Origin of the sequence: Thalassolituus sp. UBA6592 (assembly GCF_002433655.1) — a bacterium.
Classification (GTDB): Bacteria; Pseudomonadota; Gammaproteobacteria; order Pseudomonadales; family Oceanobacteraceae; genus Venatoribacter.
Genome location: NZ_DJIO01000166.1, coordinates 1 through 18,273 on the forward strand (window position 1 = coordinate 1; position 18,273 = coordinate 18,273).

An 18,273-nucleotide genomic window follows, 5' to 3' on the forward strand; every position below is an offset into this window, starting at 1 on the left:
CCATTCAAACAGCCACGGGACCCCCCCTCACACACACCCCAGCCACAGACAGTCCCGCCTGCCCCAGACCGTCTATGGCTCAGACCATGATCCGGCTGATGACCGTCAGCATCAGTACCTGTACGAACGCCTGCTTATAACCACAAATTCTTGTACATAAGCCAAAATACTTATACAAAACAACTTGACCTGTACAAGGTTCTGCCGCTTAAATAAAGTTATACAAAGAATGGTGCAGAGGTTGTACAAATGGCCAGAGCCAATCCTTCCAACATTACCCGCTCAACCCTGGCTGAGCGCATCCCGGTCGGCATCAGTTCCTGTCTGATGGGGCAGCCTGTGCGCTTTAACGGCTCACACAAACGTTCGCGCTTCTGCACAGACACGCTCAGCCACTATTTTGATTTCGTATCCCTGTGCCCGGAAGTCGCCATTGGGCTCGGCACTCCGCGTGAACCGATCCGTCTCGCCAGCGATAAGCCGGATGGCGAAGTCCGCGCCATCGGCACTGTGGACCGCACGATTGATGTCACAGACGCTCTGGCTGGTTACGCCCGCCAGCAGGCAAGTGAGCAATCTCACCTGTGTGGCTACATCTTTATGCAGAAGAGCCCCAGCTGCGGCTTATTCGGTGTGAAGCGTTATCTGGCCAATGGCCACCCGGAAGGAACCGCACCGGGCATTTATGCCGATACATTCCGCCAGGCTAACCCCCTGCTGCCGATGGAAGAAGCCGGCCGTCTGAACGATGCCGGTTTGCTGGAAAACTTTATGACCCGGGTATTTGCCTATCACGACTGGCAACAGTTCCGTACACAGGCGGTCACAGCCAACCGTTTAGTGGCCTTTCATTCGCGCTACAAATATCTGGTAATGGCTCATGACCTGGTGGCTTATAAAAATCTCGGACGGATTCTTGCGGACCTGAGCCGCGATCATCTGAACAGTATCGCCGACGAATATTTCGCCGGCCTGATGCAGGCTCTGGCTCACCCGGCCAGCCGGAAAATGCACACCAATACTCTTATGCACCTGCAGGGTTATCTGAAAAACCTCATCAGTGATGTGGACAAAAAAGAACTGACCGAAGTAATCCATCAGTACCGCGAAGGCGTTATTCCGTTAGTGGTTCCCCTGACATTACTGAAACATCACTTTAATCACTACCCTGACGCCAGTGCTTACGCCCGTCAACAGGTTTACCTGAATCCACACCCTTACGAACTGGGTCTGAGGAACAGCTTATGAACCGACTGGACGACGCAGGTACTTACCCGATCCGCGAATTTGCCCGGCTCACTGGCGTTAATCCTGTGACGCTGCGCGCCTGGGAAAGACGCTATGGAATTATCCGCCCGGAACGCACGGCCAAAGGCCATCGTTTTTACACCGAAGACCATATTCTGCTGGTAAAAAATATTCTTTACTGGCTCGATCAGGGTTACCCCATCCGCCAGGTAAAACTTCTTTTACAGGAAGGCGTACAGGCAGACTCTCCGGCCGGCGACGACTGGCAGGAGCAGCAACAACAGATTATTCAGGCAGCGTATCAGCTCAACAGTCAGCGTCTGGATGAATTATGGAATATAGGTTTCGCCACTTACCCACTGGCTGTCTATTACGATCATTGTCTGCGTCCGGTGATTCAGACCCTGCGTCTGGATGCTTCTCCTGCCATTGGCAAGGCGGTTCACTATTTACTGAAGCGCCGCCTCAGCAGCCTGATGATTCAGCAACAGCGTCACAATCCCGGGCCAGGCATACTCATCGCCTGCAATGAAAGACAGATTGAGCTGGATGCTCTGGCCTGTGCCTGTGCGCTGGGCGCAGCAGAATTTCATGTTGAATATTTTGGCTGTGATCTGATCCCTGATGAGCTTAAAGCTCTGTGTCAGCAATTACAGGCTGAACGCGTCTGGCTGCACCTGCATCCTCTGGCAACCGCTCAGGCTGACGGCTGGCAACAACTTAATGAGTGTGCAACACCGGTCTGCATCTCCGGAGTAATACCTCAGCAGAGCGAAGAACACGAAACCAGCCAACTCACTTATATGCAGGGCAGCCTGTCACAACAGGTGCGTCAGTTTATTACCGGTAATGCGCTTACGGAGAACAACCCATGACATCTCTGGTTTGGTTTCGCAGCGACCTGCGCTGCGCCGACAATCCTGCGCTGAGCTGGGCCTGCCGTCAGGGTGAGGACGTTATCGCCGTTACCTTTATCTGTGAAAAACAATGGCAATTGCACGGCCTCGGTCCGCGAAAAATTCAGCTGCTGAAAAACCGCATGCTGATGCTTAAACAGGAATTAGCAGAGAAAAATATACCGCTGTTGATTCTTTCTGCTGCCACTTTCCGTGATTGTGAAGCCACTCTGCAGACGTTGATGACAGAGCTGAACATCAACATCGTCAGCTTTAACAACGAATACGAAGTGAACGAACGCCACCGGGATATCCGCTTCAGCCGCTGGTGTGCTGATCAACAGATTGCGGTCAACCGCTTCCACGATCAGTGCGTTATTCCACCGGGGGAAGTTAAAACCGGCCAGGGCACACCGTTTAAGGTTTTTACTCCGTTCAAAAAAGCCTGGCTGTCTCATCCGCAGCTGGATGCGCTATACAGTACGTTACCCCTGCCAGCGCCAGACACCCAGAAGCTGAATAAAGAATTAAAACAGCAGCTTGCTGCATGGCAGGAGAAGGAAGCTGAAGCAGACTTTATTCCGGATGAGCTTTGGCCTGTCAGCGAAGAGGCGGCACACAGCCAACTGAACAGCTTTATTGAAGAGCAGATCAGCGATTATAAAAAACTGCGTGACCTGCCGGCAGTCGCAGGGACCAGTCGTCTGTCGTTCTTTCTTTCGTTAGGAATTCTGTCACCACGCCAGTGCATGCACATGGCACGCAGCGCGAATAATGGTCGTATGGCCGAAGGCAACGAAGGCATCACCTGCTGGATCAGCGAATTAATATGGCGGGAATTTTATCGTCATCTTCTGGTCGCCTTCCCGGACCTGTGTAAACACAAAGCATTCAAACCTGATACGGAAAATGTCGCCTGGCGCTCCAGTGATAAAGACTTTGATGCCTGGTGTGAAGGCCGCACCGGTGTGCCCATTGTCGATGCAGCAATGAAGCAATTGAAAGAAGAAGGCTGGATGCATAATCGTCTGCGCATGGTCACTGCTATGTTCCTGACCAAGAACCTGTTGATTGACTGGCGTCGCGGTGAAGCCTTTTTTAATTACTGGCTGGTTGATGCCGATCTCGCCGCCAACAATGGTGGCTGGCAATGGAGTGCGTCAACAGGTGCCGATGGCGCACCATATTTCCGTGTCTTTAACCCGGTCAGTCAATCCGAGCGCTTCGACAGCGATGGTGAATTTCTGGCGCGTCTGCTGCCCGAGCTGGCAAAACTACCAGCCAAAGAGCGGCATTTTCCCGCCGATAAAATCCGTGCTCAACTCGGTTATCCGGCGGCCATGGTGGATCTTAAAGCATCACGACAGCGTGCCATTGACGCCTTTCGCCAGTCAGCAGAATTAAGCACCAGTTAAATCAGATCTGACAAAACCCGAATCAGACCACCAGGCTCAGCATATAAGGATAAAATAATGAATACTTCCCCGGTAAGATCAGGCTGGTTAACCAACATATTGCGTTGGGTAGATTCATACGCTGCCAACGATGAAGAGATGACCAGCACCCGTTTCAACTGGGTACGGGTAATTCCCTTTATCGTTCTGCATCTGGCCTGCTTTGGTGTATTCGTCACCGGCACCAGCACCACCGCGGTGGTTGTCTGCCTGATCAGCTACTGGCTGAGACTGTTTGCGATTACCGCGTTTTATCACCGCTATTTCTCACACCGTTCTTATAAAACCAACCGTTTCTGGCAGTTTATTTTTGCCCTGCTGGGCAATATGGCCGCCCAGCGCGGTCCGCTGTGGTGGGCTGCACACCACAGAGTGCATCACCAGCATTCCGATACCGATAAAGACCTGCACTCGCCGGTTAAACGCGGTTTCTGGTGGAGCCACGTTGGCTGGTTTACCTGTGATGCGTCGTTTAAAACACAACTTAACCGTATTAAGGACTTTGCCCGCTATCCGGAATTACGCTGGCTGGACCGCTACGACGTTTTCGCGCCATTGCTGTTAATTACCCTGCTCTTTGCTGCTGGCGAGTTACTCGCCCACTTCCGTCCACAATCCGGCACCAGTGGCCTGCAATTAGTTGTATGGGGATTTGTTATATCAACTGTACTGCTGTTTCACTCAACCGTAACCATTAATTCACTGGGACATATCTGGGGCCGCAAGCGCTTTAAAACAAAAGACGAAAGCCGCAACAACGCATTTCTTGCCCTGCTTACGCTCGGCGAAGGCTGGCATAACAACCATCACAGGTTTGCTGTTTCAGCGCGCCAGGGCTTCTATTGGTGGCAGATTGATATCACTTGGATGATTCTCAAACTGATGAGCTGGGTTGGTATTGTGCATAGTCTGAATCCGGTTCCACCGCATATATTGCAGGAAGGTCTTCAGCGTCCGCTGGCAACCGATGACATGGAGCGTGAGCGATGAAAGCGGAAGAAAAATTTCAGCAGCTGTATCAAAGCCTCAACCGCAATAACGTCAGTTACGACAGGCTGGCAGAGTGCTACAGCCAGAATATTGAGTTTTCAGATCCGTTCCATCGTATACAGGGGCTGACGGATCTCACCCATTATTTTTCAGAACTCTATAGTAACGTACAGTCCATTGACTTCCGCTTTGAACACTCTCAGAGCGTCGATAACGTGAATTATCAGCGCTGGCTGATGACCTTCCGCCACCCGGCTATTGGTCGGGGCAAAGAAATATCCGTACGCGGCTGTTCCGAACTGATCTGGGCGGAAGAAAAAATTATTCGCCATACCGATTTCTTCGACGCTGGCAGCATGCTTTACGAACACCTGCCTGTACTGGGCTGGGCCATACGTAAACTGAAGGAGCGGGTGCAATGACAGGCAAAGAGCAGACACTCAGCACACAGAAAAAAGCGCCGCCGCTTGCCCGTCAGGTTATCTGGTTGACCGGTGCCTCCAGCGGTATTGGTGAAGCACTGGCCCGGGCTCTGGCCAGCCGTTGCCAGCAGTTGATTATCACCGCGCGCAACTATAAAGCTCTGGAAGCGATCAGCAAAGATTTCAGCAACGTCACGGTCCTTGCAGCAGACGTTACAAAGATCAGTGAACTGCACCATGCGGCCACCGAAATTCAGAATCGTTTTGGCCGGATTGATACCCTGATAGCAAACGCCGGGACCTGCGAATATCTCGATATCGATCAGTTTGATGCTGAACTGATTAAACGTGTCATGCAGACCAATTTTTTCGGTCTGGTAAACAGCATTGAGGCAGCCCTTCCTCTGCTGCAACAAAGCCAGCGTGGCTATATCGCTGGCATGAGCAGCAGTGTAACCGCCTTAGCTATGCCAAGAGCAGAAGCCTATGGCGCCAGTAAAGCGGCAACACTGCATTTTCTGCAATCACTGAAGGCTGATCTTACCGCCAGTGGCATAGATGTATCGGCGATCTCCCCCGGATTTGTCAAAACGCCTCTCACCGACCGTAATGATTTCGCCATGCCAGCCATGATTTCCGCAGAACAGGCAGCACAGGAAATTATCCGCGGACTGAACAGACGCCATTTTGATATCCATTTCCCCAAACGTTTTACCCGGGTACTGCGCCTGTTGGGGTTACTGCCTGACTGGCTGCGCTTCCGCCTGACGGCAGCTATGTCACGCAGTAAACACTCAGATCCGATTAATCAAAACAACAGCACGTTTCCGGAGAACCGAAAATGAAAGAAAAAATTGCTGTCATTGGCTCCGGCATTTCAGGCCTGACCTGCGCCTGGCTGTTAAAAGATAAATACGATATTTCTCTGTATGAAGCAGGCGACTATTTAGGCGGACACACTCAGACCACAGATGTCGATATTCAGGGGAAATCCTATCCGGTAAATACCGGCTTTATTGTCTTCAATGACTGGACATACCCCAACTTTATTAAACTGATGAACAAACTGGGTGTGGCTTATGAAGCATCCGATATGAGCTTCAGTGTTAAATGCGAGAACACAGGGCTTGAGTACAACGGCCACACACTGGACTCGCTGTTCGCCCAACGCAGCAATCTGCTGAAGCCAAAGTTCTGGTTTATGATCCGCGACATTCTGCGCTTCAACAAGGAAACCCGTGCCGAACTGGCGGCAAATGCCGTCAGCCAGAGTGAAACACTTGGTCAGTATCTGGCCCGCAAAAATTATGGGGATTACTTCCGGCGCTTTTATATTATCCCGATGGGTGCCGCCATCTGGTCAGCCAGTGAAGATATGATGATGGATTTTCCACTGTATTTCTTCCTGCGTTTTTTTAATAACCACGGCATGCTCAGTGTTGATGACAGACCCCAGTGGCGGGTTATCAGCAATGGCTCACAGTCATACGTACGGCGTATCCGCGAGGATTTAAATCCACAGAATATTCATCTATCCACACCCGTGGAAAAAGTTGAACGCCACTCAGATCATGTGGTTGTTCACAGTCAGCGCGGCGATGAAACATACAGTCAAACATACAGTCAGGTTATTTTCGCCTGCCACAGTGATCAGGCCCTGAGCATGCTGGCAGAGCCTACTGCGGCAGAGCAGTCTGTCCTCAGCGCCATCCCGTATCAGGAAAACGATGTGGTATTACACACAGACGCATCCGTTTTGCCACAGCATAAAAAAGCCTGGGCTGCCTGGAACTATCATATCGGTCAGAACAGGCAGGATACAGTCGCTGTCACTTACTACATGAACCGCCTGCAGAACTTTGATGATTGCCCGGTGGATTTCTGTGTCACTCTGAACAAAAGCGCTGACATTGATGAAAGTAAAGTCATCCGTCGGTTTTCATACGACCATCCGGTATTCACTTTGGCAGGTATTGCCGCGCAGCAGCGGCACCACGAGATCAGCAATCACAACCGCTCCCACTTCTGCGGCGCTTATTGGTTTAACGGCTTCCATGAAGACGGCGTCGTCAGCGCCCTGCGTGTTACCAAAGCGCTCGGAGTAGAACTGTGAGTAGCGGATTTAACAGCGCGCTGTATACCGGTTGGGTCCGCCATCGCCGTTATACACGGGTCAAAAATGAGCTGAAATACCGTGTTTTTATGATGCTTCTCGATCTGGACGAAGTTGATGACATCATGGCACTTAATCCGCTCTGGCGATCCGGCCCAACAGGGTTCGCGCTGGCGCGCTTTCTGCGCAGTGATTACTTTGCCGCAGATACTGCGCTTGATGACTCAGCGCAGGATCTCAAAGAGTCTGTTACCCGGGCTTTCCGCAACGAATTAAATGAAAATATTGTACGTGTCTGCCTGCTGACCAATATGCGCTATTTTGGCTATCTGGTTAATCCCGTCAGTTTTTACTTTGGCTACCGCCGCGATGGTTCGCTGGCGGGCATTCTTTCCGAAATCACCAATACGCCCTGGGGTGAAAGACACCACTACACCCTTAATACAAAGGGCACATTGAACACACTAAGCGCGCAGAACAGCGGGCCGGGAATCAGCCCGCAACGTGTGCACAGCAACAGCGGCACTCAACGTTATGAATACCGCTTCAAAAAGAATTTCCATGTATCGCCTTTTAATCCGACGGACATGCAATATCGCTGGGTTCTGAATGATCCTGATGATGAATTGCTGATTCATATGGATACATTAACCAGTACCAGTACAAACACAAACGCAAACACCACCAATACCAGTAATAAAGAATCAGCAGGAGCCAATCTGCAACGGGACTTTGATGCCACCATGCGTCTCAGCCGTAAAGAAATAACGACCCGCTCACTTTCAGCGGTACTTATCCGCTTCCCCTTTATGACATTAAAAGTCCTGTGGGGAATTTACTGGAACGCGTTAAAACTGTGGGTGCGCGGCAGCCGCTTTTACGATCATCCGGGCAGCGCCGGTCAGTCTGAGCAATCGACTGACAGCACTAAAGCCCACCCTGAAGATATCCATATCAAAATAAAACCTGTTACTCAGCCAGACAGCTGCAACAGCAGCAAGGAGCAATCATCATGAAAACTATGACGCTTAATCCACAGAACATTCCCTGGCTGGACCGCGTATGCCGCTCAGCGCTCTTCTCCACGCTGAAGCAGCTGCATACCGGACAGATTGCCGTGCAGGAAGGCACTCAGATTACCCGCTTCGGTAATACATCCGATAACTATTTCTGCAGCACCATAGAGATTCACGACTGGGAGGCTTATCGCAATATTGCCCTGAACGGCAGCGTCGGAGCTGGTGAATCTTATATGACGCACGACTGGAGCAGCAGTGATCTGCCCATGCTGATCCGCATTCTGGCGCGTAATAAAGACGTGGTCGACAGCATTGATAGTGGCCTGGCCAATGTTGGTAAGCTGGCACTTAAAGCTTTCCATTCTTTTAACCGCAACACGGAAAAAGGATCGCGTCGCAATATCGCCGCCCATTACGACCTTGGCAACGATATGTTTGAACTCTTCCTCGATCCCACCATGATGTATTCCAGTGGCATATTTCCACACGCGGATGCCAGTATGGAAGAAGCGTCCGTGTATAAGCTGGACCGTATTTGTCAGAAGCTGCAGCTGAGTCCGGATGATCATCTGGTTGAAATAGGCACCGGCTGGGGAAGCATGGCCATTCATGCCGCGAAGCATTATGGCTGTAAGGTAACAACCACCACCATTTCCGAAGAGCAGTATGCCTGGGCAGAGCGCCACGTTAAGGAAGAAGGTCTTGAAGCCGAAATCACCCTGCTGAAAAAAGACTACCGCGCCTTAGAAGGCCAGTTCGATAAACTGGTATCTGTTGAAATGATTGAAGCCGTGGGCTACGAATATCTGGATACCTATATTGCTACCTGCTCCCGCTTGCTGAAAGCAGATGGCATCGGTCTTATTCAGGCCATTACCATTGATGATCAGCGCTATGAGCAGGCCAAAAAAGAAGTCGATTTTATTAAACGCTATATTTTCCCGGGCAGTTTTATTCCCTGCGTTACCGCCATCAGTCAGTCATTGGCCCGCTGCAGCGATATGAAGCTTATCCACTTGGAAGATATTACCCCTCATTACGCCAGAACCCTGAACCGCTGGCGCGAGCGCTTTCTGCAGAATCAGTCCGACATTAAAGCACTGGGCTATGACGATACCTTTATTCGTCTGTGGGATTTTTATTTTGCCTACTGCGAAGGAGGTTTTGAGGAACGTGTGATTGGTGACGTACAGCTGATGTTTGCCAAACCACTGAACCGTCGCGCTCCGCTGCTCGGAAACCTGCCTTCGTGATCATTAATGCACTGGCATTTCAGGTGTGCTGGCTGGCCTGCGTTATTGGTGGTACGCCCTTTGCGCTTGTTTCAGTGTCGGCATTTTTCATCTGGCACAAAGGCCACTTAAAGCCACGGGAAATGTGGCTGCTGGCGGCGGTGACTCTGTTCGGTTGTTTATGGGACACCCTGCTGCTGCAACTCGGGTTTATCAGCCTGCCGCCTGCAGCAAGGTTGTATACAGCGCAGATCATTCCCGTCTGGCTGCTGTTGTTGTGGCTGGCATTTGCCATGACTCTGTGGCACTCACTGCGCTGGTGCAGCACACGCCCATGGCTTGCCGCAGTATGCGGCGCCATCGCAGCACCACTGAGTTATCTGGCTGGTGAGCGTCTGGGCGCACTGCAGCTCAGCGCGCAGGCTCCGTTCTGGATTGCCGCTGGCTGGACAGTCATGATGACAACTGTTGCCTTGATTACACGCCGGCAAGGCACTGTCCTGTATGGCAGCAATGGCAAGGACAGCAGAGACAGCACGGGTATCGCCGCCCATGGAGAATGGAATGAATAACAAGCGATTGCCTTGTTCCTATAAATTTTCACCCCAGTCTGTTTCCGGCACGCTGGTGAGCAGCCTGTATATACTCTTCGCCCTATTGTGTTCAGCGGCTGCCAACGCAGAAGTCATCCGCTTTTATGGCGAAGCATTCGCTCTGAACAGCAGATCTGAGCAGACTGCAGAAAATACGGAAAAAGAACCCGATTTGCTTTACCGTGAATATCATACGCTGCGCTATAAAGAAGACACCCTGCTTTACCGCCACGTTGAATACCGTGACCCGTCGGGCGAACTGATTGCCAGTAAAGAAAATTTTTATCACAGCTCCGGCCTTACGCCGGATTTTACTCTGCAGGATCACCGCCGCGAATATTACGAATCGGCGGTTATATCTCCGGGTAAAATTCAGATGACGTTAAAAGAACCCGGAGAGAAGAAAAAACAAAAACGTATGTCTGCGCCAGATAATCTGGTTGTGGATGCCGGGTTTGATAATCTGATTCAGCAACGCTGGAATGATCTTATCAACGGCCAGCCGGTGGACTTCGGGTTTGCATCTCCAGCACGTCAAAGCCTGATCGGTTTCCGCTTAACACTGGATTCCATCGACGGTCAGCAGGTCAACTTTAAAATGACACTGTCATCAAGGCTGCTGGCCTGGTTGGTTGATCCCCTGTTTCTGCGCTATGACCGAACAACCCGGCGCCTGCTCAGCTATCAGGGACTCACCAATATTGCTGACATCAGTGATGGTGCCGATGCAGAAAACTACAACGCCATTATCCGCTATCACTATGACTGATAAAGACGGAGTAAAAGAAAGGTAAAAACAGTCGCTCTTCCAGCGCTTATTCATATAAGGTTCAGGCTGCTCTGGCAAAGTAACAGGAAAATCAGCCGACGTTTGCGGCTGCCGTTCACAGTTAAGGGACCTGATGATGAAACGTTTTGCCAAATATTTCCTGATATCTCCGGCACTTATACCACTCGCGCAGGCGCTGGCAGATACTGATATCACAGCTGCGGCCACAGAACAGATTGAGCTGGATACTGTACAGGTTTCTGGTCAGCAGGAACCACTGACCCGCATCAGCGTGGAAAAGCTGCTGCGTGTGCCAGGCAGCGGTAATGATCCACTTGGTGCCGTGCAGTCACTGCCCGGCGTCACCTTTGGTAATGGCAACAGTTCAGAACCTGCGGTGCGGGGTTCGTCGCCGGATGACAACGATTACATCATCGACTTTATTCCCGTCGGCTATATTTTTCACAGTGACGGCAGCAGCATTCTTAACGACAACACAGTGGCAGACTTTCTGCTGGAGACGGCTGCCTTTCCCGCGCAATACAACAACGCCACTGGCGCGGTTATCGAAGCGACTTCCCGTTCACCGTATTACGATCGCCGCCAGATCGTCGTTGATGCCAGCTTTCTGAAGGCCGGTTTCTTTTACGAGCAGCCGGTGACTGAAAACCAGAGCTTCTACATTGCCGCGCGCCAGAGCCTGTTTCAGTTTTATATCGAAAATTTCCTCGATGATGAGGACTTTGAACTGACCACTCTGCCCGAATACTACGATTATCAGGGTAAGTATGAGATTCGCCTGAACGATACCGATACGCTGTCGCTGCAGGCCATCGGATCGCGCGATAAAGCCGGAATCAAGTTTGATGACGACTCGGATCAGGTGCTGCAGAACCCAGGCCTCGCCGGCAATTTGTCCTTTGAAGCTTACTTCAACAGTCAGGGGCTGGTGTGGGACAAACTCTACAACAGTGGTATGAGCCACAAAGTCGCTCTCTCTCACCTGGAACAGAAACTGGATTTCAATATCGGGGCCGCGGGCTTCGTTAAGGTCAAAAATGACAGTTACAACCTGCGCAGTCTGTTTATTTACCCACTGAGTTTCCGCCACGAATTACAGTGGGGTGCAGAGGCCACTGAGAGCCATGTGTCGTATCAGGGCATATTCACCGCCGATCCCTGTGATGAATTCGATCCCGACTGCCGCCTGCTGCCAGATGCAGAAACCATCAGCGGCAGTGGTAAGCCTGTTATTTATGATTACGACGCTCATGTTGCTGATGCATGGAGTGTCACCCAGAACTGGACTCTGACCCCGGGAGTCGCCTGGTCATGGGATGATCTGACCGAACAGACCTTTGTTGAACCCCGCCTGCAGAGCCGCTGGCAGGTACGTGACAACTGGTGGTTTACCCAGGCCTATGGCCAGCATCACATACGTCCGGACAATATCAGCACCTTTTTGCCCGAATTCGGTAACCCGGATCTCGAACAACCGGAAGCTGACCACTATGAACTGGGGCTGGAAAACCAGATTCGGGACGATCTTTTCTGGAAATTCGAAGTATATTACAAAAAATTGGACAAACTTATCGTCTCACGCGAAAACAAGGACGTTTTTTACCCTTCTTTGACGGATGCGGAGTATCTCAACCTGCCACGCTACACCAATGAAGCCGACGGACACGCCTGGGGTGGTGAGATTTTTATCAACAAGAACCTGAGTGAGCGCTGGTATGGCTGGCTGTCAGTGGCTTATGCCCGCACCGAACGCCGGAACAAACTGACCGGAGAAGACTTCCGCTACAGCTATGATCAGCCGGTTATCATCAACACCGTGGCGAATTATCAGCTGACCAGCAGCGTAGATATCGGCTTGAAATGGCGCTTCCAGAGCGGTCAGCTGATTACCCCGCTGCAATATGCGGAAGCCGACGACGATATTGCCGGCCTCTACAACCCGGTTTACGGTGAGCTTAATTCCCGCCGCCTGCCGGCTTATCACCGCCTGGATGTGCGCCTCGATAAGGCCCTGACGACCGCTTCAGGCTGGGATCTGAATCTCTATGCGGAAGTTCTGAACCTGTACAACCGCGCTAACGTTACCGGCTATCAGTACGAAAATGCCGATTATAGCGACCGCGAAGAGGTCACTGATCTGCCATTGATTGTCTCATTTGGAATAAAAGCGGCGCTCTGAGCGCCGCACTACGCGTATTTACCTATCTTTACACTCGTAATTTTTCGCAATAATTCTGTCGCAAATTTCCACGATTGGTCAGTCCAAAGCAATAAAGCGAAAAATCAGAACGTATTGTTCGAATAATTGCTTAGGAAAGTTGTTTGAATTCCGCTAATCTCAGCAACATTAATCATATTGTTCCACTTTTATTGAGAATTTACTCAATTCAAGCCAAAGCTGACCAGGAGGTCAAGATGCAGATAGGTAAGCGTGAAGAGTTCGATCTGAATGAAATGGCGATCTTCGTGCATGTGGTAGAAGCAGGCAGTTTCACTGGTGCAGCCAAGAACCTTGGCCTGCCGAAATCCACGGTGAGCCGCAAGATTACGCAGCTGGAAGAGCGCCTCGGCGTCCGCCTGATCCAGCGTACCACCCGCAGCCTGCGTCTTACAGACACGGGGAACGCTTACTACAATCAGTGTGCCCGCATTCTTGGCGAAATTGAAGAAGCCAACATCGCCGTTACCCAGATGCAAAGCACACCAACCGGTACCCTGCGTCTGACCGCCCCTCTGCTGTTTGGTTCGACTGTGCTTTCCGGCCTGGTCGCTGAATATATGGATCAGCACCCACAGGTTACTGTGGATATGATTCTGTCTGACCAGTGTCTGGATCTGGTGCAGGAAGGCGTCGACATCGCTTTCCGCATCGGTCAGCTGGAAGACTCCTCTCTTATTGGCCGTTATCTTGGTGACGTTCGCGGCATCCTGTGCGCCAGCCCTGACTACATTGCAGCCCATGGTACGCCAACCAATCCGGAACAACTGAGCGACCACCAGCTGATGACTCAGACTTCCTGGAACAACTGGACGATGCAAAGCCCGGACGATGAACCAATGACGGTTCAGGTCAAACCACGCCTGCAGGTAAATGACTTCGCCAGTCTGTATACGCTCGCGCTGTCAGGTGCGGGTATTGCACCACTGCCACTGCTGATTGCTTCTCCTGCAATCCGTTCCGGTGATCTGGTTCCGCTACTGCCTGACTGGCCTTTTGAAGCCGCGCCTATCCATGCGCTGTATCCAAGTAACCGTCACCTGTCAGCGAAAGTGCGCAGCTTCATTGATTTCATTATCGAAAGCATCCGTCCTACCCCACCATGGGAAGTGGAACTGGCCGATGGCCCAAGTGCTGTTGCTTCCTGAGCATGATCCAAAAAAAACGCCGCAATTGCGGCGTTTTTTTTATTCTGCTGCGGCAGGTTAACTGCCTGCCGGTAAGCGTGACAGCAACTGCTGAACCTTTTCCGGATCGGCGTGCTCATCGGCAAAAACCTGGTCCATCATATTCAGGAAAACGTGCAGGTCGGCATCGACCCGGACACCTTCACTGAACACATTGCCGGTTTCATCAATGCCTTTTTCCATAATCTTCTGCAATTCCGCTTCCTGGTGCTCATCCATACCAAGATACTGCAGGCTGGAATCAACACCGTCGGCCATATTTTCCACCACATCGGCGATACGGCGCATGATTTCCTGATAGCGGGTATCCACATCTTCCATCACAGTTTTCAGCTGCTGACTCAGTCTGCGCACTAACTCACTTTCCAGTGACAGGGCGACCAGATTGTCCAGTGATTCAATACGGGCATCAGCCCCCTGCAGCAGAGAAAATACATTGTCTTTAATTGCGCCGTATTTTTTATCGTCATCCACCGGCATATTTTTTACCAGCAACGAAACGCGGCCGTAATTCATAATGGAGCGCTTACCAAAATCCACGTAGCGCCCCTGATCTGCACACTGCGCCAGCAATACGGATTCCATTTCTTTGGCCATGCCATTGGCTTCCATATTTTTTACGCCGCCTTTACTGCGCATTTGCAGACTGCAGTTAAGACCATAGTTCTTTAATGACTGAAACAGCCGCATGCCCAGCTCGTCGAGATTATCGCAGCGGTTAACATCCAGTAAGAACTGCACGTTCACACCGAGGTCGGAGGTATCCGACATGGCGATAAACGCCATCTGGTGCGCCTGCTCTAACTGCTGTTTGAGCTGATCATTAGCAACTTTATTGAACAGTACCCGGTCCAGCCGTGCCTTCAGCTCGACCATATCATCCCGGGTCAGGTAGTCATCACACCCGGCTTCATAGGCCTGCATTTTGTAATCGAGGTTATCCTGCTCAGCGAGCAGCACGACGGGCATGTCGACACTTTTTTTCAGTGCGACACAGGCTTCAAGTGTGGGTTCGCTGCCGAGCGCGGCCAGATCCAGCAGGATTAATTTGGCATCCTCGTGCCCGGCGGTTTCAGCTGCAGCAGACGCACTGTCCACCATAAACAGCTGATATTTATCGCCAAGAAGTTGTTCAAGCTGTGCGTCCTGGCTATGGCCAAGCACGACTGCTTTGTAGCCTTTATTCATAGTTAACTCACAGATATCCATAATCCATGTTTAGACCAGAATAGACTCACCTGCCAGTTTGTGCAGGGAATTGCGGCTATTACTCAGACAATAACAGGGGAAAATACCTTATAAATATTTTTATAAGCAATTATCCGTCAGATAAGGTGCAGTTCCTGCGCCAGGTGAATTGCCTGGGTGCGGCTCTTGGCTCCCAGCTTCACATTAATTTTCCGCGCATGGGTTTTCACGGTGTGCAGAGAGATAAACAACTGATCTGCGATTTCCTGATTGGACAGGCCCTCAGCAATTTTGTGCAGGACCTCCAGTTCCCGCTCACTGAGCGCCGCTTTAATGTCGTCGTTGAGCAGGAGTTCCTGATCAGCACCGGCAGACTCATCATCGCTGTTAAGTAAGGATGTATTGAGTGCCGGAATCCATTGAATGAAATGCTTGCCGACACCACGCTCGCTGAGAGCACGCAACGCCTGATTGAGACTGGCGGGGGCATCATTCTGCTGCTGGCGTAAGGCTTCAGAGCGGATCAGCCGCAGAATAAGCGAGGCCAGACCGTGACTGAACTGCTTCAGCCCCTCATCCATCAGAGCCACACATTCCTGTGTGCGCCCTTCCAGCAACATGATCCGGCCTTCAGTCAGCAGCGCAAACGCCGGTAACAAGGGAAATACTTCCGGCCGTGGCAACTGCGCCCAGCTGCGTCCACTCATCACCTGATCCAGCACCGCCTGTGCGCGGGCGGTTTTCCCCTGAAATATCCAGATATTGGCTTTGACCAGCTCCAGCCACTGATAGCCGCCCGGCTCAACCCGCCAACGCTGCATCAGCCGGCCGGCAGCACCTATGGTTTCCAACGCTACAGAATACTCACCTTTTGCTGCAGCGCGCAGCGCCGATACGGCGTAGCCATAGCAGACCGTAATGTCGTGCACGCCCAGTGCAGCACTGATTCCCTGTTGCAGGCTTTCTTCCAGCTGTTCTGAGTCTTCATCCCGCAGCCACAACTGCATGGCACGGTAAATCAGTAACCGCCCCCGGGGCAGACGTTCGCCTTCCGTCGCTTCACCACTGAGCAGTGCCAGGCCATGCTCAGTCAGTCTGGAACTCTGCTCCATATTGCCGCGGTTCAGCTCAATACGGGCATAATCAAACAGCGTGAGTGCTTCCATCGCCGGGGCCTGATACTGACGGGAAAGATCCTGCGCCAGCCGGTTCCACATGCGTGCGCCTTCCGGGTCCTGAGCAGCCAGATACAGGTGTGCCAGCGTCGAACTCATCAGAATACGCAGGGTGTACCGCTCCGCCGGCAGATTCTCCAGTGCCAGGCGGCACTTTTCTTCCGCCAGCGTTGTGCTGCCTTCCAGCCAGAACAGATAGCCCTGCAGGGCATCCTCTTCGTAAGACTGCAGCTGCTTCTGTAACAACAGCTGATTCAGCAACGCTGTCGCCTTATCTTTCTGTTGTGTCAGCAGCCATACCCAACAGGCGATGGACATCAGTCTCGGTGAGCGCTGCAGAATGTCATCACCCAGTACCTCGAACCAGGCCAGCAAACCGGCGATATCCAGATTGGCTAGGATATTTTCGGCTTCCTGTTCCACCCAGGGCTGAATTTCTTCTCCCATACCGGCCTGCCCGGCATGACGCAGCGCCGCAACCGGCGCGCCATGAAAGCTGAGCCAGTCGAAGGCTTTACGGTGCAGCTGCTGGCGCTGTGATACCGGCAGCTGATGCTCCAGCAAGCAGGTCATCACCGGATGAACCCGATACCAGTCAGGACGCGGCAGCTGTGATTCGATAAACAGATTGAGGCGCAGAGCCTGCTGCAAAAACGGGTGATAATTGCTGTCGAGGCAGTTCTGCAGCATGGCTTCACTGAAGGTCCCCAACACTGCCGCCTGCTGAATAAAGCGCTGCAGACCGGAATCCAGGCCATGCAGGCTCTCGCCTTCGAGATAGTCGCTGAGTTCTTCCTGAGCCAGCATGACCGGCGGCTCCTCCGGTTTACCGGCAGCGCGATAACAGGCCAGCCATACCGCCAGTCCGGCTGGCCAGCCCTGCAAACGGCGCATCAGCTGCGGTACGTAACGGGCGGGAGCAGCCACATCGTGCTGTAACAGTAACTGCTGGGCCTGATCATCGGTAAAGGCAATATCCGCGGACGTCAGCCAGGTAAGACGGGGATTAAGACGCAGCCGGCCAAGATGCGCCGGGGTAAACCGTGAGGCCAGCAACATCTGCACACCGGACGGCAGCTGTTCAATCATCAGATTGAGCACCTGAAAACTGTCGCTGTCATGCAGCGCATGGACGTCATCAAAGCACAGCAGCAGACGACTGCCAAAACCGGCCAGCTCCTGCAACCAGAGCATCAGCACCTGCTCCGTATCCACCTGACCGCGGCGGCGGGTTTCATGCCAGTGCGCCAGCGCATCGGTGGCAATGCCCGGCAACTGATGTTCCGCCGCTTCGAGAAAATGACGCAGAAAATTTTCTGCCGGACTGTCACGGTTATCCAGTGTCAGCCAGATCACTGAGATCCCCCGGCCGCCGATATGACGGACATAATCACCCATCAGCACACTTTTGCCATAACCGGCGGGCGCATTGAGCCATACCACAGCAGTTTTCTGCAGGGCACTGTGTAATAAAGGGGAGCGGTCTATACCAGACAGGGGTGGCTCCGGGATCTGCCCCTTGCGGGCAACCCAGGCGGCAACTGCACGCTTGTCCAGAGACTCCAGCCAGGGTGATGGGCTGGTTTCTGCAGGCGTCGATATAACCATACTCAGTGACTCAACTATTCTTTTTGGCTTCCCTGTAGCGGCCACATTTTACCCCAAGAATCACTGATGAGGGTGGTAAAAGTACTGATGCGGACATAAAAAAAGCCAGCACGAAGCTGGCTTTTTCACGCCGCAGCGGA

15 protein-coding genes are annotated in these 18,273 nt (G+C 52.1%); 13 read left to right on the forward strand and 2 right to left on the reverse strand.

The annotated features are described in order from the left end of the window. Positions 1-249 precede the first annotated feature (249 nt). The 13 genes from B2Z72_RS16790 to B2Z72_RS16850 all read left to right on the forward strand — a co-directional run bounded on the left by B2Z72_RS16790 (position 250) and on the right by B2Z72_RS16850 (position 14,123). Positions 250-1,248: a YbgA family protein gene (locus tag B2Z72_RS16790; RefSeq protein ID WP_296983105.1), complete on the forward strand. Its 999-nt coding sequence runs from the start codon at positions 250-252 to the stop codon at positions 1,246-1,248. After that, entirely contained in the window at positions 1,245-2,123 is an 879-nt protein-coding gene (locus tag B2Z72_RS16795; protein WP_296983107.1) for a MerR family transcriptional regulator, read from the forward strand. Before B2Z72_RS16790 ends, B2Z72_RS16795 begins: the two co-directional genes overlap by 4 nt. Beyond that, on the forward strand, positions 2,120-3,559 hold the full coding sequence (phrB, locus tag B2Z72_RS16800; protein ID WP_296983108.1) for a deoxyribodipyrimidine photo-lyase: 1,440 nt from the start codon (positions 2,120-2,122) through the stop codon (positions 3,557-3,559). The genes B2Z72_RS16795 and phrB overlap by 4 nt, the downstream gene beginning before the upstream one ends. 57 nt (positions 3,560-3,616) lie before the next feature. Continuing rightward, positions 3,617-4,588: an acyl-CoA desaturase gene (locus B2Z72_RS16805; RefSeq protein WP_296983109.1), complete on the forward strand. Its 972-nt coding sequence runs from the start codon at positions 3,617-3,619 to the stop codon at positions 4,586-4,588. Continuing rightward, the gene (locus tag B2Z72_RS16810) at positions 4,585-5,010 is read left to right on the forward strand and encodes a nuclear transport factor 2 family protein (protein ID WP_296983110.1); all 426 of its coding nucleotides are present in this window, start codon (positions 4,585-4,587) and stop codon (positions 5,008-5,010) included. Before B2Z72_RS16805 ends, B2Z72_RS16810 begins: the two co-directional genes overlap by 4 nt. Then, the gene (locus tag B2Z72_RS16815) at positions 5,007-5,855 is read left to right on the forward strand and encodes an SDR family NAD(P)-dependent oxidoreductase (protein ID WP_296983112.1); all 849 of its coding nucleotides are present in this window, start codon (positions 5,007-5,009) and stop codon (positions 5,853-5,855) included. Before B2Z72_RS16810 ends, B2Z72_RS16815 begins: the two co-directional genes overlap by 4 nt. After that, complete coding sequence (locus B2Z72_RS16820) at positions 5,852-7,123, forward strand: NAD(P)/FAD-dependent oxidoreductase (RefSeq protein WP_296983113.1); 1,272 nt, start codon at positions 5,852-5,854, stop codon at positions 7,121-7,123. Before B2Z72_RS16815 ends, B2Z72_RS16820 begins: the two co-directional genes overlap by 4 nt. Continuing rightward, positions 7,120-8,139 (forward strand): DUF1365 domain-containing protein, encoded by a 1,020-nt coding sequence (locus B2Z72_RS16825; RefSeq protein ID WP_296983115.1) that lies wholly within the window; start codon positions 7,120-7,122, stop codon positions 8,137-8,139. The genes B2Z72_RS16820 and B2Z72_RS16825 overlap by 4 nt, the downstream gene beginning before the upstream one ends. Next, positions 8,136-9,395 carry an SAM-dependent methyltransferase gene (locus tag B2Z72_RS16830; RefSeq protein WP_296983116.1) on the forward strand — a complete coding sequence of 420 codons (1,260 nt, stop codon included), beginning with the start codon at positions 8,136-8,138 and terminating at the stop codon, positions 9,393-9,395. Before B2Z72_RS16825 ends, B2Z72_RS16830 begins: the two co-directional genes overlap by 4 nt. After that, complete coding sequence (locus B2Z72_RS16835) at positions 9,392-9,946, forward strand: DUF2878 domain-containing protein (protein ID WP_296983117.1); 555 nt, start codon at positions 9,392-9,394, stop codon at positions 9,944-9,946. Before B2Z72_RS16830 ends, B2Z72_RS16835 begins: the two co-directional genes overlap by 4 nt. Next, positions 9,939-10,736, forward strand: coding sequence for a hypothetical protein (locus B2Z72_RS16840; RefSeq protein ID WP_296983118.1), 798 nt, complete (start codon positions 9,939-9,941; stop codon positions 10,734-10,736). Before B2Z72_RS16835 ends, B2Z72_RS16840 begins: the two co-directional genes overlap by 8 nt. A gap of 133 nt (positions 10,737-10,869) precedes the next feature. Beyond that, entirely contained in the window at positions 10,870-12,936 is a 2,067-nt protein-coding gene (locus B2Z72_RS16845; protein WP_296983120.1) for a TonB-dependent receptor plug domain-containing protein, read from the forward strand. A gap of 236 nt (positions 12,937-13,172) precedes the next feature. Continuing rightward, the gene (locus B2Z72_RS16850) at positions 13,173-14,123 is read left to right on the forward strand and encodes a LysR family transcriptional regulator (RefSeq protein ID WP_296983122.1); all 951 of its coding nucleotides are present in this window, start codon (positions 13,173-13,175) and stop codon (positions 14,121-14,123) included. Positions 14,124-14,180: 57 nt separating this feature from the next. On the opposite strand, the gene B2Z72_RS16855 is transcribed toward B2Z72_RS16850, so the two are convergent. After that, on the reverse strand, positions 14,181-15,350 hold the full coding sequence (locus B2Z72_RS16855; RefSeq protein ID WP_296983124.1) for a response regulator: 1,170 nt from the start codon (positions 15,348-15,350) through the stop codon (positions 14,181-14,183). Positions 15,351-15,487: 137 nt separating this feature from the next. Beyond that, complete coding sequence (locus B2Z72_RS16860) at positions 15,488-18,133, reverse strand: LuxR C-terminal-related transcriptional regulator (protein WP_296983126.1); 2,646 nt, start codon at positions 18,131-18,133, stop codon at positions 15,488-15,490. Between the last annotated feature and the right edge of the window lie 140 nt (positions 18,134-18,273).